The organism is Bordetella tumulicola (assembly GCF_965138755.1).
In the GTDB taxonomy this organism is placed as follows: Bacteria; Pseudomonadota; Gammaproteobacteria; order Burkholderiales; family Burkholderiaceae_B; genus Bordetella_A; species Bordetella_A tumulicola.
The window spans coordinates 69,356-90,677 of record NZ_CBCSFP010000008.1; the positions used below are offsets into that span (position 1 = coordinate 69,356).

General features: G+C 60.2%; 20 protein-coding genes and 1 tRNA gene. 5 read left to right on the forward strand and 16 right to left on the reverse strand.

The features are described 5' to 3' along the window. The first annotated feature begins 101 nt into the window (after positions 1-101). The 3 genes from ACNAZS_RS18725 to ACNAZS_RS18735 all read left to right on the forward strand — a co-directional run bounded on the left by ACNAZS_RS18725 (position 102) and on the right by ACNAZS_RS18735 (position 2,852). Positions 102-332, forward strand: a complete 231-nt coding sequence (locus tag ACNAZS_RS18725; RefSeq protein WP_415792008.1) for a hypothetical protein — start codon at positions 102-104, stop codon at positions 330-332. 277 nt (positions 333-609) lie between these two features. Then, positions 610-1,509, forward strand: a complete 900-nt coding sequence (locus tag ACNAZS_RS18730; protein ID WP_415792009.1) for an amidohydrolase family protein — start codon at positions 610-612, stop codon at positions 1,507-1,509. 98 nt (positions 1,510-1,607) lie between these two features. Then, complete coding sequence (locus tag ACNAZS_RS18735) at positions 1,608-2,852, forward strand: MFS transporter (RefSeq protein ID WP_415792010.1); 1,245 nt, start codon at positions 1,608-1,610, stop codon at positions 2,850-2,852. 109 nt (positions 2,853-2,961) lie between these two features. Here ACNAZS_RS18735 and ACNAZS_RS18740 read toward each other — a convergent pair whose 3' ends face one another. The 4 genes from ACNAZS_RS18740 to ACNAZS_RS18755 form a co-directional block, all read right to left on the reverse strand. Further along, a complete protein-coding gene (locus ACNAZS_RS18740) occupies positions 2,962-5,136 on the reverse strand; it encodes a TonB-dependent receptor (protein ID WP_415792011.1) in 2,175 nt (724 codons plus the stop codon). A 103-nt stretch (positions 5,137-5,239) separates the two neighbouring features. Then, positions 5,240-5,503, reverse strand: coding sequence for a FecR/PupR family sigma factor regulator (locus ACNAZS_RS18745; RefSeq protein WP_415792012.1), 264 nt, complete (start codon positions 5,501-5,503; stop codon positions 5,240-5,242). Positions 5,504-5,737: 234 nt separating this feature from the next. Then, positions 5,738-7,375 (reverse strand): Hint domain-containing protein, encoded by a 1,638-nt coding sequence (locus ACNAZS_RS18750; protein ID WP_415792013.1) that lies wholly within the window; start codon positions 7,373-7,375, stop codon positions 5,738-5,740. A gap of 240 nt (positions 7,376-7,615) precedes the next feature. After that, complete coding sequence (locus tag ACNAZS_RS18755) at positions 7,616-8,365, reverse strand: SDR family oxidoreductase (protein ID WP_415792014.1); 750 nt, start codon at positions 8,363-8,365, stop codon at positions 7,616-7,618. A gap of 98 nt (positions 8,366-8,463) precedes the next feature. Between ACNAZS_RS18755 and ACNAZS_RS18760 the strand changes: the two genes are divergently transcribed. Both ACNAZS_RS18760 and ACNAZS_RS18765 read left to right on the forward strand, forming a co-directional pair. Continuing rightward, positions 8,464-9,384, forward strand: coding sequence for an AraC family transcriptional regulator (locus tag ACNAZS_RS18760; RefSeq protein ID WP_415792015.1), 921 nt, complete (start codon positions 8,464-8,466; stop codon positions 9,382-9,384). After that, a complete protein-coding gene (locus tag ACNAZS_RS18765) occupies positions 9,381-10,214 on the forward strand; it encodes a 4'-phosphopantetheinyl transferase family protein (protein WP_415792016.1) in 834 nt (277 codons plus the stop codon). The genes ACNAZS_RS18760 and ACNAZS_RS18765 overlap by 4 nt, the downstream gene beginning before the upstream one ends. On the opposite strand, the gene ACNAZS_RS18770 is transcribed toward ACNAZS_RS18765, so the two are convergent. From ACNAZS_RS18770 to ACNAZS_RS18825, 12 genes are all read right to left on the reverse strand, one after another. Beyond that, the gene (locus ACNAZS_RS18770; protein ID WP_415792017.1) at positions 10,211-10,912 is read right to left on the reverse strand and encodes an NAD(P)-dependent oxidoreductase; all 702 of its coding nucleotides are present in this window, start codon (positions 10,910-10,912) and stop codon (positions 10,211-10,213) included. The genes ACNAZS_RS18765 and ACNAZS_RS18770 overlap by 4 nt on opposite strands. Positions 10,913-10,960: 48 nt before the next feature. Continuing rightward, the gene (locus ACNAZS_RS18775) at positions 10,961-13,018 is read right to left on the reverse strand and encodes an SAM-dependent methyltransferase (RefSeq protein WP_415792018.1); all 2,058 of its coding nucleotides are present in this window, start codon (positions 13,016-13,018) and stop codon (positions 10,961-10,963) included. A 161-nt stretch (positions 13,019-13,179) separates the two neighbouring features. Further along, the gene (locus ACNAZS_RS18780) at positions 13,180-14,232 is read right to left on the reverse strand and encodes an acyltransferase domain-containing protein (RefSeq protein ID WP_415792019.1); all 1,053 of its coding nucleotides are present in this window, start codon (positions 14,230-14,232) and stop codon (positions 13,180-13,182) included. Between the two features lie 57 nt (positions 14,233-14,289). Next, on the reverse strand, positions 14,290-14,583 hold the full coding sequence (locus tag ACNAZS_RS18785) for a hypothetical protein (protein ID WP_415792020.1): 294 nt from the start codon (positions 14,581-14,583) through the stop codon (positions 14,290-14,292). A 66-nt stretch (positions 14,584-14,649) separates the two neighbouring features. Further along, positions 14,650-15,783 carry an ACP S-malonyltransferase gene (gene fabD / locus ACNAZS_RS18790; RefSeq protein ID WP_415792021.1) on the reverse strand — a complete coding sequence of 378 codons (1,134 nt, stop codon included), beginning with the start codon at positions 15,781-15,783 and terminating at the stop codon, positions 14,650-14,652. Positions 15,784-15,822: 39 nt separating this feature from the next. Then, positions 15,823-17,073, reverse strand: a complete 1,251-nt coding sequence (locus tag ACNAZS_RS18795) for a beta-ketoacyl synthase N-terminal-like domain-containing protein (RefSeq protein ID WP_415792022.1) — start codon at positions 17,071-17,073, stop codon at positions 15,823-15,825. After that, the gene (locus ACNAZS_RS18800) at positions 17,060-17,299 is read right to left on the reverse strand and encodes an acyl carrier protein (RefSeq protein WP_415792023.1); all 240 of its coding nucleotides are present in this window, start codon (positions 17,297-17,299) and stop codon (positions 17,060-17,062) included. The genes ACNAZS_RS18795 and ACNAZS_RS18800 overlap by 14 nt, the downstream gene beginning before the upstream one ends. 64 nt (positions 17,300-17,363) lie before the next feature. Then, complete coding sequence (locus tag ACNAZS_RS18805) at positions 17,364-18,113, reverse strand: polyketide synthase (RefSeq protein ID WP_415792024.1); 750 nt, start codon at positions 18,111-18,113, stop codon at positions 17,364-17,366. 136 nt (positions 18,114-18,249) lie between these two features. Continuing rightward, positions 18,250-19,035, reverse strand: coding sequence for an enoyl-CoA hydratase/isomerase (locus tag ACNAZS_RS18810; protein ID WP_415792025.1), 786 nt, complete (start codon positions 19,033-19,035; stop codon positions 18,250-18,252). Continuing rightward, positions 19,023-20,279: a hydroxymethylglutaryl-CoA synthase family protein gene (locus tag ACNAZS_RS18815; RefSeq protein ID WP_415792027.1), complete on the reverse strand. Its 1,257-nt coding sequence runs from the start codon at positions 20,277-20,279 to the stop codon at positions 19,023-19,025. The genes ACNAZS_RS18810 and ACNAZS_RS18815 overlap by 13 nt, the downstream gene beginning before the upstream one ends. A gap of 95 nt (positions 20,280-20,374) precedes the next feature. Next, positions 20,375-21,067 (reverse strand): MBL fold metallo-hydrolase, encoded by a 693-nt coding sequence (locus ACNAZS_RS18820; RefSeq protein ID WP_415792028.1) that lies wholly within the window; start codon positions 21,065-21,067, stop codon positions 20,375-20,377. 39 nt (positions 21,068-21,106) lie between these two features. Continuing rightward, positions 21,107-21,180, reverse strand: a tRNA-Cys gene (locus tag ACNAZS_RS18825). Positions 21,181-21,322 lie beyond the last annotated feature (142 nt).

Genomic DNA, 21,322 nt, shown 5'->3' on the forward strand with positions numbered 1-21,322 from the left:
CTGGACCCGGACCGGTCGCCAGCATCATGACATCGGCCACATCAGCCCGACGCAGGATGCCCGAGGGCAAGAGATAGTCAGTCGTCTCAGTGGCGTCGTTGATGCCCAAGATGGCAATCAACGGACGCTCACCTTTCGTCGACTTGAGCGCGGCCAACAGGGCATCGGCCTCCGTTTGCGGCACCACTGGCGCCTGCGCGACCGCTGTTGCCGCCGGCAAGCTCAATATCCAGCCGGCAAAGCCCAGCACAGCCAGAATGGCCAGGGTGGTGGCGCCCCAAAGCAACCTCAATCTCGACATCGCACGTCCTGTTTTGCCTAACTGGCGTTGATGCCGTCGCTCCGGACCGTCTCGGAACAATTTGCTATGGAAGCCTAGACACCATGAACGAAATTTCGTAAGTGTGGCCTAGATACCCCCTTCATATGTTGGGCCCAGTTTTGACCCTGACCAACCACACTTTTCTGCATGCTCCTTCCGGCCCGCGTCAGTTATTGTCAATAACAAAGCCGCATCGCTTTACCCCTTCATATTATCGACAACATTATTGACAGTAAAACTAGCGCAGGCGTAATCTCATCCACACTCTCATGAGAAGGCCATCCCCCATGACGCAGCCCCCAAGCTCACCGCCTGTTAACCATGCGCTTTGTCTGGGGCCCCTGCCCGATGTGGCCTCCGCCAGCTTTGACATACCGCGCGGTGCGTGCGACACGCATGCGCATGTCATTGGCGACGGCGTGCGCTACCCGTACGTGGAAAACCGCAGCTACACGCCGCCACCCGCCTCCGAAGACAAGTATCTGGCCATGCTGGCTGCCAGCGGCATGGCGCGCGGCGTGCTGGTGCAAGTGAGCGTGCATGGCACCGATAATCGCTACATGCTGGATGTGCTGGGCCGTCACCGCGACACCTTGCGCGGTGTCGCGGTGGTGAACCCCGATGTCACGGACCACGAACTGCAAGCCATGCATACTGCCGGTGTGCGCGGTGTACGCTTTAACGTCTTGTTCGGCGGCGGTGTCGGCCTGGACGCGCTGGACCTGTTGGCCCCGCGCATCGCCCGGCTGGGCTGGCATGCGCAATTTCTGATGGACGTGCGCCACCTGCCCGATGCAATGCCTCGTCTGGCCAAGCTATCGATACCCTGCGTGTTTGACCACATGGGCCACATGCCGGTATCCGACGGCATGCAGCATCCCGGTTTTCAAGCCCTGCTGCACGGCGTCAAAGAATACGGCTGGTGGGCGAAGCTGTCAGGTGCCTATCGCATCAGCGAGCAATTCGACCACTACGACGATGTCACCCCTTGGGCGCAGGCGCTGATCCAGGCCGCCCCCGGCCGGATGGTGTGGGGCAGCGACTGGCCCCACGTAGCCATCCCGCGCATGCCGGACACCGGTGTATTGCGCAACCTGCTGCCCAAGTGGGCGCCTACCGACAGCCTGCGCCGCCGCATCCTGGTCGACAACCCGCAAGCCCTGTATGACTTTCCCGCGCTGGATTGAAGCGCGCGTTTAGCTACACACTTGTTGGCTACCAATGTATTGGCCACAGCCGTGACCACACACTCGGCCAACAACCCTATCCATAGCGGAGACATGACATGAGCTGGTTTGGCGAACTCTCTCCCAGCGGTAAACGCACGTTCTACGCGTCGTTCCTGGGCTGGACCATCGATGCGCTGGACTACATGGTGTTCACTTTCGTGATATCCACCTTGGTGACGCTATGGGGCATCGACCGCGGCCAGGCAGGCATGCTGGGCACAGTGACCCTGTTGTTCTCGGCCATCGGCGGCTGGGGCGCGGGCATCCTGGCCGACCGCTACGGCCGCGTGCGCATCCTGCAGATCACCATCTTGTGGTTCTCGGTATGCACCGTCGGCATCGGCTTCACCCAGAACTTCGAACAGATCTTCATCCTGCGCGCGCTGCAAGGCCTGGGCTTTGGCGGCGAATGGGCGGTGGGCTCGGTACTGATGGGCGAGATCATCAAGTCCCAGCATCGCGCCCGCGCCGTGGGCACCGTGCAAAGCGGTTGGGCCGTGGGCTGGGGTGTTGCCGCTCTGCTGTACACCATTGCGTTCTCGGTGCTGCCCGAAGAATGGGCCTGGCGCAGTCTGTTCTGGGTCGGTGTGCTACCCGCCCTGCTGGTGCTGTATATCCGCAAGCATGTTCCCGAGCCCGAGATTTTCGAACAAGGACGCGAGCAAAAGCAAGACCGCCCCAAGGTATCGCCCTGGCTGATCTTTGCGCCGGGGCTGCTCAAGACCACGCTGCTATCGGCGTTGCTGTGCACCGGCATCCAGGGCGGCTATTACGCGGTGACCACGTGGCTACCCACCTACCTGAAAGTGGAACGGCATCTGTCAGTCCTGAACACAGGAGGCTATCTGCTCGTCATCATCGTGGGCTCGTTCTGCGGCTACATCGCCGGCGCGCACATGGCCGACCGTCTGGGACGCCGCATCAACTTCATCATTTACTCAGTGCTGTCGGGCATATGCGTGTACTTCTATACCCAGGTGCCGCTGACCGATAGCCAGATGCTGTTCCTGGGTTTTCCGCTGGGCTTTGCCGCATCGGGTATCTTCGGCGGGCTGGGCGCCTACCTGACCGAACTGTTCCCGTCAGAGATACGCGCCAACGGCCAGGGCTTCGCCTACAACTTTGGCCGCGGCATTGGCGCATTGTTTCCCAGCCTGGTGGGCTACCTGAGCAACAGCATGGGACTGGCCATGGCCATCGGCATTTTTGCCGGCGGCGCGTATACGGTGGTGCTGATCGCTACCCTGCTATTGCCTGAAACCCGCGGCCGCGAGTTATCGAGCTTGAATACCGCTAGCTAGACGTATAGGGCCATGTTTGAGTGGGCGGGGATAGTCTCACCATATCAACCACCGCTTCAGCCTTGAGCCAAGGCCGCGACACGATATGCGCGGCCTTTTGCTCTGTCGCTTAAAACTCTATCTCGGCCGACAACAATACCGTACGAGGCGCAGCCGCTGTCGCCACAGTGAGCAGCGCACTGCTCGACAGCCAATAGTTCTCGTTGAACAGGTTTTCGACGTTCGCGCGGAACGTCACCTGCTTGCCCATTACCTTTGTGCGGTAGCGAGCCCCGATGTCATAGCGGGTCCACGACGGCAGTGTCAGCGAATTATTCGCGTCGTAGGGCATTGAGGCCGTGTAGATGGCGCGTGCGTTCACGCTCATGCCCGGAACCCAGGGCAGATCCCAGTCGACGCCTAGGTTATAAGTGCGTTTGGGCACGCCAGGGGCTCGCTTGCCATCATTAACGCCGCCTGCTGTGTGCTGAAGTTTGGCATCGAAGAAGGTCGCGCTAGCCATGACGCGCAGCCCGGGGGTGATTTCGCCGACGGCCGACAACTCCAGGCCGCGGTTGCGCTGCTCGCCGTCGTAACTGTAGACGTTGGTAGTTGGATCGGTAATCGCGCTCGGCCGGTCGATCTGAAAGACCGAGGCGGTCGTGAGGACGCTACCCCAATCGACTTTTACGCCCGCTTCGTACTGCTTGGACTTGTATGGGGCGAACACTTCTCCAGCATTGGCCGCGGTTGCTGGCGCGGTCCCGCCACGCGTCAGGCCCGAGGTGAAATTGCCATACAACGAGACATTTTCCAGGGGGCGAACAACAAAGCCAGCGAGCGGAGAGATGGCGCTTTCGTCGTAGGATGACGTGACGCTCCCTGCCGTATTGAAGTTGTCCAACTTCACATTCTGCCTGCGTAGCCCACCAGTAATCAGGATCCGGTCGTTAGCAAACGATAGCGTATCGGTTAACGCAAAGCTGGTGAGTTCGGTCTCCGAGTTCTTGCTCGGAGTACCGCGGTGGCCGCTCATCGGAATCAGCGGAACCGGGTCGTAGATATTAGAATCCGTGCTTTCATCCGATGACAGGTAGAAACTGCCCGCCTCCAGCTTGAGAATCGAGCCCGACAAGGTCAGCAAGTGCTTGACCCCAAACGTCTCGAAGTTCGCGCGCGCGCCAATCTCGCCGGTCTTGTTACGCGAATACGCGTCATACCATGAGTTGGTCACCCGAAAGTTGCCATGCTCATCGACGCCATTGACGGTTCGTGCTTGGGGAAAGTCCTGCTCGCTGCCACCGTAGCGATAACCCGCCGCGCCGTACACCATCAGACGATCGGTAACGTCATATTCGAGGCGTGTCGCCACGGTCGAATCGAAGACCGTCAGGTCGGCGCCAGAATAAATCGCACGATGCCCGGAAGGCGCGGAGGGAATGTAGGGAATGCCAGGGCGGAATCCATTCTGCGCGCGAAAGTTATCGATGTTCTCGCGCTGGGAATAGGCATCCAACGACCAGCGCAATTTCGGTGAACGGTAATCTAGCGCCAGCGCGCCCAGACCAAATTCCTGTCGGCCATTGTCCAGGCTGGTTTCGCCATTCTTGTACTGGGCATTGACACGAATGCCCCATTGATTGTCGTCGCCGAAACGTCGGCCTACGTCCAACTGCGTGCCCAGCACTGACTTGCTTTCGTATGTGGTGGTCAGGCGTGTCAATGGCGTGTCGCCAGCGCGCTTGGTGATGATATTGATATTGCCACCAACGCTACCGGTGGGACTGATACCGTACATCAACGTACCGGGGCCTTTAAGCACCTCGATACGCTCCATGAGAGCCGCCGGCATACGATTGGACGACGTCAAACCATATAAGCCGTTGAGACCGACGTCACCGCTGGGAACAGTGAAACCGCGAATCTGAAAATCTTCACTGAAACTGCCGGTAGATGTTTGCATGCGTACCGACGAGTCGTTGACGACCACGTCGGCCAAGGTGCGAGCTTGCTCGTCCCGAATGGTCTGCGCCGTATAGTTAGTAACGCTAAAAGGTGTATCCATCACGTCCTGCACACCCAGAATACCCAGAGTGCCGCCTCGCGCGACTTGCCCGCCCGCGTAGGCTTCAGGTAAATCGGAATAAGCTGCACCGGTCACTATCACGGTCGACAGCGTGGTCACGTCTGCCGCGTCTGTCTCGCCTGTGGCGCCCGCGGGTTGCGTCTGCGCACGGGCGATAGTAGGAGCAAGCAAGACTGGTGTGGCGATGAATGCGGCCCAGAATACAGACCTTAGCGCCATGGCGAGGGTCGTGCGCGGATGGCTCGCGGAACTGGGGGACTTAAATGACGCGACAACGTGCATGAGGGTGACCTTTCGGAGGGATACAGAGCGGAAGCAGTGGCTACTGATTTCCTTTTACGGCTTCGATGCGTCGCCATGCCCGCCCGTGATCCGGGTGCTGGGCACGCCACTGGCACCATTGCCCGATCACATGCGGCGAGACCCGCTCCTCATGCTGTGCCAGCAACCATAGGATTGCCTGCTCGGCAACTTCGGGCGTGACATTAGCGACCTGGGGAGTGGTTCTACACCAAGACAACGAAGACAAGTTCAATGCCGCAGCGTTGCAGGGCTTTGGCGATGTAGCGCTTGACTGACTAGTCATTGCCGCCGACACCAGCGGCACTCGCCATGAAAAGAAAAGCAGCTATGAATGATAATGATTTTTATCAGCGAGTAAAGCATCCTTACGGATACGTGTTGTCAATTTACGTCATTTCAATCATCAACCGGTCCGCGGCATGGCTCGGTTGCATCTAAAAAAACGAAGGGCACCCTCACCAGGTGCCCTTCGTATCGCAGAGCACCGCAGTGGGGGCCCATGGCATCGAGCTTGCCTTTACGCTGCCCGCAGCGCCTTTTCCCAGTACGAATAAGTCCGCAGCACATGCAGCTCCAGCGTCGTCGGGCCACGCGCACCGTGCAAGACCGCAGGAATGCGCGCGTCGCCATTGGTCCAGCGCATCACTGCGCCGCGCACATCCTGAGGCGCATGCATGCCATCGAGCCGAGTGTCGAGCAGGTCCAGATCTCGACGGCCGATCTCGTCTTCGATGGTGATACGCACCAAGCCCACGCCGACCTGCCGCAAGTCGCGGTTGGCGCGTATGGTCGTCTCGCGCACAACTGCGCAGCGCGAACGGACCCACACGTCGGCGTGCACAGCGCCCGCCGGCAAGGCGAAGCGCAGGACGCCCTCGGGCTGGCCGGCTGACTCGGCGTGTATTTGCTGGCCATCGACTTCGACGTAGAGACCGGGGTCGGTGATGCGCACGGATTGAGTCAGCGCCTGGGCGCGGGCCAGCAGACGTTTGCGTACGGCTTCGACGGTGGGGCCAGCGCGCACCACTTTGATGCCGTCGATCACTGGTCGCCCGGTGGGAGGGCCGAAGTCCGGGTGTAAGGCAACGGTATCGGCATTCTGGAACATGGCGCGGTTGCCGGTGTCAACGTACGACTCTGCCGGCAGGCCCTCGGCAAGGAGAATGTCGAACGATTCCAGCTCGACATGGAAGTATTCAAAGACAGGCATGTCGAATTGCTGGATGACGGTGCGTCCATTGACCAGCAGCATGGCGGGAATGAGTGCGCCGTCAAAGTACACGTGATGCCAAGGGGACAGCAGCAGATCCCGATGGGGCACGTTGTCGGCAATCGCACCCTGCTTGAAGAGGATAGGGAAGGCGCGGATTGCGTTCTTTGCGGGGGTGCGATGTTTGTACAGGGTACGGTGGCCCAGCCATTTGACGGTGGCGACGCCGCCGCTGGCGGTGCAGACCTGGTCGCCCGCGGCGAGGTCCTCGATCTTGACTTCGCCGCCCGGGGTCGCGATGTGCGTGCCTTTCAGATAGCACGCGTAGGTCATGGTGTCACCGTCCATTTTCAGCCAGTCGGGGTCCAAGTCCGGCGCATGCAGACGGCCGACTTCAATGCCCTGATCGGTACGAAAGAACAGAACGTCATTGTCGTAGTTGACGTTCTGAGCGCCCGGGACTTGAATCTGGTCGCCCATGGACATGCCGGTAATGGTGGGTGGCACGCGCAGGTTGGAGATATTGCCCGGATCGTACACCAGCGTCGAGGCACCGGCGTCACTGAAGTCAACGTTGATCGTGACAACCGGCGATTGACCGACGAAGCCCAATGCGGCATCGACAAATTCCGGCGTCATTTCCAGTTTTCCGTTGCCGACCAGACCGTAGTTGTAGGTGGGATTGTTGGCCGAGCCGTCCAGCGCGACCAGCCTGACGCTGGCGTTGTCCAGCACGTTCAACGAAAAGGTGGACGACAGTTCCGCGTTGATGGTTTGCTTGAGGTCCAACGTGCGGGAAACGTCCGTGTCATCCTCGACGTTCAGAGTCGTATTGGGGTCGTCGTAGATCGCCTCCAGTACGGTGTCGGCATCGTAGTATTGCTGATCGACCCTCACATCATGGGGGTTGATACCGCCAATGTATACCACTGCTTCGGTAGCCATACATCACCTGTCTTGTAAGTTTTCAGGACACGCGAAATCCGGTTGATCGAGCGAATATGTGGCAAGGTGGTGCGCACCGGTTCCCATCTCGTCGATCAGGCTCGCGAGCGATTTGCAGCAAAATTCCGGGTAAGCGTCGAGGAATTTGCCGGGCGGCACAAGCCTTTTTCGACGAAATGCGCGTTTTGCTCGGTGAAATGGACGCCGGCCGGCAAACTCCAGGCAACGTGCGGCGCGAGGTCAGCGTGTTTCGGCGGCCCACTGCACGGCATCGGCACCGGCGGGGATGCGCATCGGTGCCGACGGATCCGTCGCTGCATACCACACCGCCTCGGCCACGTCCTTCGATCGCGTTCCCTGGCCTACGGAGGCTTGCATGCGGGCGATGGTCTGCTGCATGAACTCGCCATAGATCTCGTCATCCATGCCGCGCAGGTGTGTCCGCGCCGTGTCACGAAAGCGGGTCTCGCTCGAGGATCCGGGCAACACGATATGCACGCGTACCCCGAACTGCTCAACCTCGATCGCCAGCGATTCGCTGAATGCATTGACCGCGGCCTTGGCTGCGCGATAGATACCGACCAATGGCAACGGCTTCAGCGTGGTGCTCGAGGTCACGTTCACGATGACGCCGGACTTGTGCTCACGCATTTGCGGCAACACCGCCTGCGTGACCGCGATCGTGCCGAAGGTGTTGGTCTCGAAGAGCGCGCGCGAGGTCTCCATACTCGTCAGCTCTAACGGAGCGGGCGCGCCGAAGCCCGCGTTGTTGACAAGCACGTCTATGGGACCTGCGGCCTCGATGGCATTGTGAATGCTCGATACATCGGTGACATCGAGCTGCAGCACGCGCAATCGACTGGAGGGCGGCAGCACGTCCTCGCTCGGCGTGCGCATCGTGGCAATCACTTGCCAACCTTGCTTGAGGAAGTGGCGCGCGGTCTCCAGTCCGAAGCCGGAAGAGCAGCCAGTAATCATGACAGTTTTCATAAGATTTTTTCGTGTAGGTTGGGAGGCCTTGACGATAGCTCGCCGAATCCATACTCACTACAATCCAGAATCCATATCTCATTTGCGAGAGTCCGACCATGATTGATCCGCTCGCCGAGGTGGTCACATTACTGCAGCCGACCGCCCGGTTCTCGAAACAGGTCGTCGGCGCGGGTCCGTGGCAGATCCGCCGCTCCGATGCCGGACAGCCCTTCTATTGCGTCGTCCTCGAGGGCGGCTGCCGCCTCACGCTCGACAGACACGAGACGATCGTGCTGCAGACTGGCGACTTCGTTCTTATCCCGGCGGCACTCGGCATCGCCATGTCCAGTCTTGAACCGCCGACGGGCACAGCGGACGCCATGCCGGTTGCGCTGGGCCAGGGGCTGTTCCGGATCGGTGCCCAGGAGGGCCCGACGGACCTGCGCATCCTGGCGGGCCACTGTAGCTTCGGCTCGCCGGACGTAGCCCTGCTGGTTTCACTACTGCCGCAACTGGTTCACGTCCGCGGCGAGCAACGGCTGGCGACGCTCGTGCAGTTGGTGGGCGATGAGTCACGCGAGCAGCGACCTGCGCGCGAGGTCGTGCTCGCCCGTTTGTTGGAGGTACTCCTCATCGAGGCGCTGCGATCGACGGCTGGGACGACGGCGTCGCCGGGCCTGGTGCGCGGGCTCGCTGACGTGCGCCTGGCGGCTTCGATCCGCGCGATGCACGAGCAGCCGACGCGAGCATGGACGGTCGTGGAATTGGCCAAGCAAGCCGCGCTCTCGCGCTCATCGTTCTTCGAGCGCTTCAACCGCGCGGTGGGCCTGGCGCCGATGGCGTATCTGCTCGGTTGGCGCATGGCGCTCGCAAAGGACTTGCTTCGCCGCAACGAGGGCGGTATCGCCGAAATCGCCGAGCGGGTCGGCTACGGCTCCGCGAGCACGTTCAGCGTCGCCTTCACGCGCTACGTCGGACAGCCGCCGACGCAGTACGCGCGAGACCAGGCTATCGCGGCGCGGACTGCCATCGTATGATCACCGTGAACGTAAAAGGAAGCGTCAATGCCTCGCGGGAAGCCGTCGTGTCGACGAACGTGAACGCCGCCAATGCCATCGATCTATGGCTGGCGTACTACCAGGATTGGGATGGAGACGGCACCCAGGGCAGGCTACAGGCCTTATTGAGCGACGACGAGAAGCGGCAGCGCGAGCGGTTTTATTTTGCTGATGATCGGCTGCGCTACGGGGTTACGCGTGCCATGGTACGCACGGTGCTGGCACGCTACGCACCGGTGGCGCCCGCCGATTGGCGGTTTGTCGCCAATGCCTACGGACGTCCGGCGATCGCACCGCAGCACGGCGCGGCATGCGAACTGAATTTCAATGTCTCGCACACGCGCGGCCTGATCGCGCTGGGGATCACCCGACTGGGGATGTTGGGTGTTGACGTCGAATCGCTGCATCGTGCAGCGGCGCCGGGGTTGGCCGAAAGAATGTTTTCTGCGCGGGAAAGCGCCGATCTACGGCGCACACCGCTCCAGGAACGCGATTTTAGATTCTATGAATACTGGACGTTCAAGGAGTCGTACATCAAGGCCCGTGGGATGGGTTTGTCGCTACCGCTGGACAAATTCAGCTTCAGCTTTCCCGACGCGGGTGCGGTGAAGCTGGACATCGACGCCGAGTTGGCCGACGTGCCCGACCGCTGGCGTCTGTGGCAGTTTCAACCGACGGCGGACTACCTGCTTGCCATCTGTGCCGAAAGCCAGGGCGATCGTCCCCAGAGCGTCAGCTTACGCAAGCTGACGCCGCTTGACGATGATGAGGAATTGACGCTGGCACCGCGAAGACGCACCGGGCCTTAGCCTGCAGCGGCAGGCTCGCGCAGGTGCGCCAGCGCCGACGGCGTCTGGCAGCCCACGATGGCGGGCGCCTGCTGGATGAGTTCGTCGTTCTCGAGCGCAGCTACCATGAATCGCGCGTAGTCCACGCGACGCGTGACGTTGCTGGCCAGTATCGGATCGCCGACGTGATGGCTCCACACCGGCAACCCCTGGCTCTCGCCTTCTTCGAGGTCGCTGCCACGCACGACCGTCCAACGGCGGTGACTGGCGAACACCCGTCTGCAAGCCTCGACTTGGTCGTTGACGTCGCCTACACGCAGCACCCGTCCGATCCAGCCGCCCACGACAACCTGAAACCGGAGCAAGCGGGAGTAAACATCCTTGCCGTCGCGGCTGATGTGCCAACCGCAGGAAAACACCAGCCGGGCATCCGGCTCGGCGTAGTCGAGTACGGCCTGGGCTGTGCCCGTGGAGTATTGCTGGACACCCCAGGGAACCAGCACCACCAACACGCCATCGCAGCCGGCGACCGCCTCGCGTATGACGTCCCGGTTATCCGTTGCGCCCGGAACCACACGGATACGGCCTTCGAAGGCTGCCAGCTTGGGCACGCTGCGCTCACGGCACACGGCGACGACCTCGTCGCCGCGTTCCAGGCACTGGCGCACCATATATTGGCCGAGTTTGCCCGATGCGCCGACGATACAGATTTTCTTCATACTCCGTTCCCCGATGATCGCCACAAGCCGGATAGCGGGACCTGCGGCCTAGGTATTGAAAAAGAGGGAAGCAAAGCGCTGGGCGATGCCGGGTTCGACGCCGTGGGCCGCCGGATCAACCGCAATACGCAGGGCGATTTCCGCCACTTTGGCATACTCGTCGGGATTCTGCACGCAGTGCTGTAGCAAGGCTTGGGTTTGCTGCTCCAGTTCGGTGTTGGCCGCTAACCAGCGCGGATCCCACCTGGGCAGCAGGGAAAAGTCGTCTTTGGCCAGAGACTCCGCCTCCCAGCGAAACGACAAACGGCTGCCATTGTGCGAGGCCCGCAAGGGCAGTTCGCCTGCGGTTTCGATGCTTAGCTCCGGCAGCACCTGCAGACCTTGCTTCCAGTGCGAACCGCCGGCAGCGTGCGGATCATTGGGCAGCCAATTGGCCTCGTCCAGCCCCAGGTCGAACCAGAAAAGCACCGCGCCGACGGTACCCGAAGCGATCGCCGGCAGGCGAATGACTTTGTCTTCGGGCTGTGGACCCGCCGTGGCGAAGTCGAACTCGAATACGTCGAAAGGCTCGCTCAGCGGACGATAATCCAGCCGGGTCGCATCCACATTGATGAAGCCGGTGTGCGCACGATAAGGGTTGAGCAGATTGACGTCCAGATCCCAAAGACGGTCCAGCCGATATTCGATCAGCATCGCGCGGATACGTGCTTTGGCGGGCACAAATCGTGCAGACTCTGTCAGCAGATGTTCGCGTGCGTGGCCCAGATAGTGCAGCACGCCTTCGCCAATAAGACTGCAATCGAACAACTCCAGTACCACCAGGTCGGCCGGCCGCGGCAAATCCTCCGGAATCGTCATGTTTCGGCAGTCCTTGCCGATCAGGGCAACGCGATCGGCATAGCCGTTGACGGTGATGACGTCCCTACCCGCCTGCACGATGCCGACATTCGATTCGCAACCCACGATCTGCCGAGCCCCCGCTTCGGCCGCCAACATAGGCAACATGCCGCAACCCGCGCCAATATCCAGCACCAGCGAGTCCGTCGCTCCGTCGAGCGCGCGCGAGATCGCAGCGCGATACGCCTGCGTGCGTGGCGCATCGCCCAGCGTGGACACGTACCAGCCGGGCAAACTCTGTGAACGAGGCGAGCTTGCCGAATCGCCCAGTTGAAAATGGAAGCGGGTTTCGGTCATCTGTGTGCGCAAGACCCGCTCGTCGCCGTCCGTCACCGAGATCGCATCGATGTGCTGAACCGCCGGCTTGAGCCAACGCAGGGGGCTGCCCGGCTCGTTGCCGATACAGTGACCGCCCAGATCCAACTCGAACCAGAATACGATCGCATCCACCTCACCCGTCTTCACGATAGGCAAGCGGGTGTCCCAGATGGCCGGTTGGAAATCCGAAAAATCCAGCGAACCGACTTCGATCGGCTCGCTCATGGGCGTCCAGGCCGTCGTTTCTACATCGAACGGTTGTGGATAAGGGCTCCATCGCAGCACGTTGAGGGCTTCCAATTGGTAGCCGGTGGCGTCGTAGTTCCAGGCAATGGGCATCGCGAACACGCGCGCGCTGGCCGGCAGCACGCGCCTGATGCTGCGCCCCTCGCCCTGATGGCGCCTTACCGCCTGGACGATGCCGGTACCCAGCAGCGTATGGTCGATCTGCGAAAACACCAAGCAGTCGGCTTCGAGAACCGTCTGCGGTTCGCCGCTGACAATGTCAACGCAGGCTGCAAAGGACTCGAATGATGCGCGCTGCTCTTGCTCCGTCCACGAGGCAACGGCCTCTCCAAACCGGGCACGCCACTGCTTCATGAAATGCTTTTGCACGATGCCAGTGGTGATGCGCGCCTCCAGCGGGTAAGGGTCCGCGCACACCACATGCGCTGCCCCATGATGCAGCGCTCGCAGCGCGAAAACACCCAATTCGCTGCCATGCAGCACAACCCTGCGGTCCGTCAAATCGGCAAGCGCGGCATCCCACGCCGCCAGCCAGTGGGGATCTTCGAGTCGAACGATGGCATTGCGCGCCGCGACTTGATTGCCGTAGCGCCACAGGTGTTTTCTGATGCCATCCAGGCGCATGCCCTGTAACGCCTGAGGCATGGCAGGGTCGCGCAGCCAACGGCCGTCAAACACAACTGGCGGTGGCGAGCTCGGCGCTATGCCTCGATCGCTTCCAGACCCGCGGCTTTGCTGCCTTTCTTGAGGATATTGCTGGACGTCGTTTCCGAATGCGTGTCCATCATCTTGACCCATAAACTGATTCAACCTTGCTGTGGGATTGGCCGTACGGCTCGCGCGACGCTGCCGCGACCCATTGTCGGCATCGCGCCATCGGCCTTTCGGAAACTATCGTGGACACCATCGCTCGTCGCGCCAACCTCATTGAGCAACGCGACGAAATTGCGATGTTCCTTGCCAAAAAGCGTCAGAATCGCATGCATGCTGGAACGTGAGTCTTTCGCAAGGCTGTACTTGATGAAGGCGGCCAGCGTACCCGACGGACCCACGTCGATGTAGCGGTGCGGACCCTGGCGTTCCAGGAGGGCGACGGTATCGTTAAACCGGATGGGATGGCGCACCACTTGCCAGAAATACTCGTCTGGTAACGCGTCCAAGATGGCTGCCTGCCGGCAGCAAACGATAGGAATGGCCGCCGGCCTCACCGGCACGCCACGCATAAATGCACAAAAGCCGGCCTCGGCCTTGTCTATCCAGCGCGAGTGAAATGCATACGAAACCGCCAGGCGCTGAAAGGTCAGGTCGCGACGCTTTAACTCTGCTTCGATAGTATCCAGTTCATCGAACTCGGCGGACACGACAAAGTGGGAGTGGAAGTTGATGCCGGCCAGTTCACTACGATCGCGTAGAAAAGCTTCTTGTTCGTAGAGATCAGGGGCTGCAAGCACGGCAATCATGCCACCAGGCGAACAGTCACGTTCAAAGCCCGCAGCCTGTTCCAGCACTGCCGCCATGGCTTCCTCGACGGTCAGGCTGCCGCCTACCGCCGCCGCGGTGAACGAGCCCAGACTGGCACCCAGAACAAGATCCGGCTCTATGCCTTCGTGCACCAGGCATTGCGCCAGTGCATATTCCACCATGAATATGGCGGGATGAGTCAGCCGCGTGCGGGCGAAAACGTTCGACTTGGGTGACCCGTAGATCGCCTCGTTGACACGGGTCCCGTTGATAGCCCATGCCATGTCGTCCAGGCGCCGCATCCAGTCGCGGAACACTGCGTGTTGTTCGAACAGGTCCTTGCCCATCTGGAAATACTGGGACCCTTGACCCGAAAACATGAACACGGTCTTAGGCATGCACGACTCCTGATTGAATGCCACAAGGCCTGTCGCCGCCCTACGCCAGGGCGTTGCTTAACGCTGGTCGGTGACGACGTCCAGGCCAAGAGAACGAAAATATTGATGCCAGAAACAGGTGGCGTCCCTGGCATCCTCGGCCGTGCGCACGGATTCGATTTCGAAAATGCTGAGTTTGGTATCGCCGCGCGCTGCCTCGGCAATCGCGCGGGGGGCGCTACCCGAGACGCAGGTCAAATCGGCATGGATTTGTTCGCTCATGTCCTGCAGCGATTTTCTCATCCAACCGATATATCGAACGTCCGATGCGCCAAAGCCCACGCCAAATATGTAGTAGTCAGCGGCCGTCATACAACCTCCGTTGCAGGAAATACACCAACAGTCAAAATCCTGCCCCCATTCGCGATGGATTGATCGCTACACCGGGGACAGTTCGTCAAGATCAAAGTATCCGTTGAACCCTTTCATATACACCGCCGCGCGGTGTCCGAACAGCACGACGGCTTCGGTCCGGGTTTCCAGAGGACCGTCGTCCGTCAACGTTGATTTAGCTCTGGTGCCCACTGGATATTGTTTGTTCCATGCGGCTACCTTCGCGGCCGCACTGTGGCTCACGCCCGGCTCCACGGCCGCGGGCTCCGCCTGGACGTCAGCGGTGTCTCGCGCAGCGATCTGGCGCAACGCTTCTTCCGAGGTCTGCGCCTTGATGGTGTAGACCAGCTTGGTCAATACATCGCCTGGGCCAACCTCTTCAAAATTTGCGGTCTGGCCCTGCGTCAAGGTCAGGGCCATCAGATACTGCACGCTTTCGAACCAACGCACCGTGCTGACGAGGTGGTCGGCCAACCGTGCCTGGATGGCGTCGGCGGTATGCGGGAGGGCGGTTACGTTGGCGATGACGGGAACACGCGGTTCGGAAAACGTGTACAGCTTCAGGTGATCGCGAAATTGCGTCATCGCTTCGGTCATGAATACCGAATGAAAAGCGCCGCTGGTAGCCAGCGGGTAATACCGCATCTTGCCTTCCTGAAAGAGCTTTTCTGCCTTGCCGATTTCTTCGCGCGCGCCGGACAGCACGATTTGCGACGGCGTGTTGTAGTTGGCCAGGAAAACATTGTTCAAGCCGTTGTCGCGCAACCGGCTCTCGATTTCCTCCTTGCTGGCGTTCAATACCGCAGCCATTGCGCCATCGGTGGCGCGGCTCATCAGCTCGCCACGCTTTTGCACCAGGCGCAGCCCGGTTTCAAAATCGATGCAACCGGCGACGGTAAGCGCATTGAACTCGCCCAGGCTGTGGCCCAGCAGGTAGTCGGGGGGCACCATGCCCTCATCCAGCTTGGCGGCATACGACAAGGCGTTCACCACATACAACGCGGGTTGAGTGAACTGGGTGCGGCTCAGTTCGTCTCGTTTGTCTTCCAGGCACAACGCCTTGATCGAGTAGCCGAGGATGGCATCGGCCATATCGGTCAGATCCTGATAGCGATCGAACAAATCCAGGCCCATGCCCTTGTACTGCGAGCCCTGTCCTGGAAACATGGTGATATTCATGGCTGCCTTCCTGCAATACTCGTCAAAGATAAATGGCGTTCAAGCGCAACGCTGCACACAAACCGCCGTGTTGGTACCGCCAAAACCCATGCTCAGGTTCAGCGCGTTCTGCACTGAGTGGGATACCGCACGCGGGCCTACCCAGTTCATGCTGGAACTGATCGGCTGATCGAGGTTTCTGGCCGGATGTAACTGGCCTTCGCGCATCTGCAGCAGGACAGCAATCAGTTCGGCCGTTCCCGCAGCGCTCAGGCCATGCCCGGTCAGCGATTTCGTCGTATTCAGATAAGCGTGTTCCAGACCGCATTCGCGCAAGGCTCCCACCTCGGTTTTATCGCCCAGGTTGGAACCGGTGCCGTGCGGGTTCACATAATCGATGTCGTGCGGCGACAACCCCGCGTGCTGCAATGCCGACTGGATGACCGCGACTTCGCCCGGACCCGAAGGATCCGGATTCCGATGGGCGTCCATGATCATCGCCCATCCGGCCAGGCGCGCATAAGGAGTGCGCTGGTGTTGCCGCGCCGAAGCCTGCGATTCGATCACGACCGCGCCGCACAATTCGCCAAAAACAAAACCATCGCTGCTTTGGTCGAACGGCCGGCACGCCAATGCCGGTGCATCGGCGTATCGATCAGAACCCATTGCGCCCAGCGAACGCAGACCCTGGCATTCCCAGTACGACAAATCCATCAGCCCGCCGATAGCAATGCAAACGTCGACCCGCCCGGACGCGACGGCCTGCGCCGCCTCGATCACGGCAACCTGTCCGCTGGCCGAGGCGCCGCCGATCGTGAAGGCCGGGCCGCGAATTCCAAACACTTGCGTACAAACGCCACACAAATCGCTGTCCATGAAGGACATGCCATAGGTGGGACGCAAGAATTGCTCGCGCCCGCGGTAGGCGTCGTGCATGTTGACCAACTCACGCTGCTGCAGATTGGAGCCACCAACCACCAGGCCTACGCGCTCGGGCGCGTATCGATCCAGCGCTGCGTCTTCCCATGCTTCGTTCAGGCACGCCAGGGCCGCGCGGCCCGAAAGAGACAACGTTCTTGCCATGCTGTGCGGCACGGATGGCGGCAGTACGGGATCGTCCATTTCTGCGCCGATAAACCGCGTCGGCGCGACATCCACGGTGCCCGCGACCAACGGACGCTGGCGTCCTGGCCGGCGCATGACGTCGAAACGGTGCCGTCCTTCGAGCAGTGCGGCAGCAAACGCCGTCCGGCCCTGACCGATGGCGGACTGAATGCCTACGCCGGTGATCGCAAGCTCAGCCCTTGGCATACATGATTTCGGCAAGATTGCCGATACTGTCGGCGCGTGCCATTTCCACTAGCGGCACATTCAGCGCCAACGTCTCCAGGGTCATCATGATGATATCGGCGCGATCCACCGAATTCGCACCCAAGGCCTTCAGCGAATCCCCTGACTGAAACGGGTGATCAGTCAGATTGGGCAACACGTCGCGAGTATGGCGAACGATGACATCGAAAATGTCTTGCTGGGTCATGGTAATGATTTCCTTCAACTTATCGGAATAACGAAAAAGAGGTCAGGCTCGCTTCGGTTTCGAATCACTTGCCGAAGACCGCCTCGATGCGGCTCTTGACTTCGGGTTGATGAAACGTGAGTTCGTGCATGGCGATTTCCTGCTCGATGAAACCCGGCAGCTTGGCACGCAAAGGCGCCGTCAAATGATTCTTCAATGTCACCAGCGAAACCCTTGGCTTCTCGGCCAGACTGCGCGCCGCGTCGAGCGCGTACTCCAACACCTGCTCGCGCGACACAATCGGCAGTTGCACGCCCCGCTTGAGGAAGTCTTCACCCCGATAAGTAGCCGCAGTCAGCATCATTTCGTGCGCCAGGACCGAGCCCAGCTTCTCCGGCAGGATGAAGGTCGAACCCATACCGGGGGTAAAGCCATATTTCATGAAATTCGCGGTATAGACGGCCTCGCGGGCAAGCACGGTAACGTCGGCGAACATACCCATAACGAAGCCGCCGCCTATGCCATGCCCCTGCATGGCGGCTACCACCGGTATCGGGCAGTTCAGCGCCAGGCTGTACAAATCCCTATCGGTAAACTGGATTTTCCCCGCGTAGAGGTCGCGCAGTCCTTCCTGCGTTCCACCGCTCGAAAAATACCCGTCATAACCGGTCAAGACGACGACCCGGCAGTCCTCGCGCTGACTGACTTCAGCGAAGGCCCCCGTCAGCCCGGCAATGAACTCCACCGTGAACCCGTTACGGTTGGCGCGGTCCTGCATTCTGATTTGCACGATCCCGTCCTGAAGATCGCTCACTTCGATAATCTGGTCTGACATGGATGGCACTTAGTGAGTCGCACGCCCCGTGCCTCTGACCGGAATGGCACCTAGTCGGGCGGCATTGCGTGACTTGGCAACATGCCTTGTCTATTGCTCGGACCTGACCCCGTTTGTGGAACCAGCCATAGTTGTGTCAATCGGCTTCCCACGGCAGCTTTCCCGTCTTCACGTAACGCGCCACTTTGCTCAGGTTGTCGGGGTCGGAAAATACTTCAAGATTCGCCGCCAGCGCCGGTCCACGGGCAGTGGCCAGCCCGTCATCCAGCTCGCGCACGTAGCGCTTGTAGCGTGCGATGCCCGCCTTGCCAAGCAGACGCAGCCGCAATAGCCGCTTGCGCAACAGATTCTCGCTGTTGGCTTCGCAGGCATCGACCAGGCCCCACGATTGCGCCAACGCAGCGCTGATCGGCTGCGTCATCAGGGTCAGATAGTTGGCCTTGGCCTGCCCTACCCGCCGCACCAGGAACGGCAGTACACAAGCCGGCATCAGGCCGAACAAAAGCTCTGACAAACTGTATGCCGCCTTGTCGTCGCTCAGCACGATATCGCAGGCGGAAACAAAGCCAACGCCGCCCGCATTGGCGCGGCCGCGCACATGGGCGACGGAAATGTAAGGACCATGTGCAAGCTTATGCCACACATCGTAGAGCGGCCCAGGATTTTGTTCGCGAGCGCCGGCCAGTCCATCGACACGTTCGCGGATTTCCTGAAAATCCGCACCGGAACAAAACACGTCCGGCAAGCCTTCAAGCACCACCACTTTGATCGCCGGCTCGCACGCCGCCAGCACCCTACCCAGTTCCTCGACCATGCGGTCGTTGATGGCATTACCGGCGTCCGGACGATGCAACTGGATAAAACAGATGTCTTCTTCCTGCCTGACGCGCAGCGTATCGAAAGCCTGGCTCAGGATATCCATTCGTATTCCCGATGAAACTCTTTGATCTGCTTAAGAAACAAGGTCGGCAGGCCCATGACGCTGCGCGCGTCCGCAACAAAGGTCGTGTCTGGCACTAGATTGCGGGTACCGAACCGGAGCGCTCGATTGTTGAGCAACTCGTCGTACTCGCTCATCGAGAGCTCGCGGCGCTTGTCCAGGCACTGTCCGATGCGTTGCTCGCGAAGGCGTTGTTGTCCATCCTGGGTGGCAACGCCACTGAAGAATTCCGAGCAGCATCCCGATCCGTAGGAGAACACGCCGATGCGTTGCGGCGTCTCGAAGTCTCCGTTGTCGATGGTGCTGGCCAGCGACATCGCGGCCGTCGCGCCCATTATGTTGCCCACGCGCTGGCAGTGCGTCAGACCCGGCGTCACCCGGCGTTGGAAATCGTCCTCGATCGCCGCCGGCGCCGCCTTGAGCAACTTGCGCATCATGTTGCGGTGAGCGCCTTTTACCATACCGCCAAAAGGCGTATGGTAAGCAAGATAGGTAAAGGTGGAACCGAAATTCGCGCCATCCACGCGGCTCTGGTATTCCAGATAGGCGTTTTCGCAGCAACCCAGATAGGCCAGCAGCGAGAGATCGGTATCGCCGGCGTCCGCGTCGGCGGAGGGGCGGCAGGTATCCATCACCTCGTAACCGTAGTACCCATTGGCGCCGACATCGATCTGGAACACGTGGGGCTGATCGCTGATCAGCATAGCCACAGCGCCCGAGCCACTACTGGGTTCCGCGAAGGACCAGTCGGCCGACAGCGCATCGCCGCCTTCCTCGACCATGAAGCGGGAGATATCGGTGGCGATGACAAGGACCTTGGCTCCCGGCGAGACCTGAGCCAGCACGAAGTTAATGGCCATTTGCAGCCCGGCCACACCGGAATAGCAGGCATTCTTCAACTCAAACAGCCGACAGTTGCGATTCAGGCCCAAAAGATCATGGCAATACGTGCTCATCGACTTACCGAAGTCGAACGCCGACTCCGTGCAGGTGATCACCATTTCAATGCGGTCCTTTTCCTCCGGACTCAGCGCATCCACGATAGGCTTGGCCGCGTTGACCGCGAACGTGATGGGATCCTCGTATGGCATGGTGAGGCTCTTCTCTTTCATCAGAAGATTCTCGAATCGGCTCATATCCAGTCCACGATGCGCAGCGAGCTTTTTGACATCGACAAACGTCGTACCGGCAAAGACATTCATCGCTTCGATTCCAACCATGCTCACGTAGGCTCTCCTGAGACGCAGACGACGCTCGCTGCACGCATTGGCGTGGCAGCGGCAAGAAGTTGATCAAACAATAAGAAGAAAGGCCGGCTGACTCAGCGAAAGGCCAGCAGGTTTTCCCGTTTCTGTCCTTTGCGCAGTCGAAACGCCGCAAAAGCGTACTTATCGGGAAAATTAAGATAAATGTTGTAGCCGAGCAGGTCGCCAAAATTCTGGCCCGGCGACCGCATATAGGTATGGCCGGGAAACACATGGGTGTCCGGCTTTATCACGGCCTTCAACAGCTCTAGACTATCGAACATGGCGTATGCGGACTCAAGATCCATGCAAATGCCGCAACCTTCGGCGAACAAGACGTCGCCGGAAAACAAATTATTGCCTATCAGGAAGCAAACGCAGCCCGGCGTGTGTCCTGGCGTCAAGATCGGCTGGATCGACAGGCCGCCGACATGGAATGCCGTATCGTCCAACGCGATCAGATGCCGCGACGAGAACCCCGAACTCTGGATTTCCCGCTGCGACATCCAGATCGGGCAGTTATAGAAGTCGGCCATGGGTTTGGCCAAGTTGATGTGATCGTGATGCGAGTGCGTAATCAGGATCCCGCTGAGTGTCGCCTGGGCATGCTCCAGCTCTACCTGGATCTTGTCCATTTCCCACGCCGGATCAACCACCACGGCTTGATGGCTCACTGGATCCACGATCAGGTAGTTGTTGTTCACAAAGGCCTGATGACGGACCTTGATCAAGAATACGTGAGGCGAGACCACTTCATTTCTGCCTACCATCCAGGCGCTGCCCACGGCGTCCCCTGCACACGGGTTTAATGGAGGCGCGGGCTGGACTCGAACCAACCTGGACGGATTTGCAATCCGCTGCATAACCACTTTGCTACCGCGCCTTTGAGGGTGTCGGGCAGGCTCCGCCCTCTCGTTGACACGAGTGGGTCAGTGGGAACCGCCACATAAGCGAAGAATCTAACTCTACAAGCCGTGCGTGACATTGCAATGACGCCGTGCTTCCTGCGTCCACTGCTTCGTTAG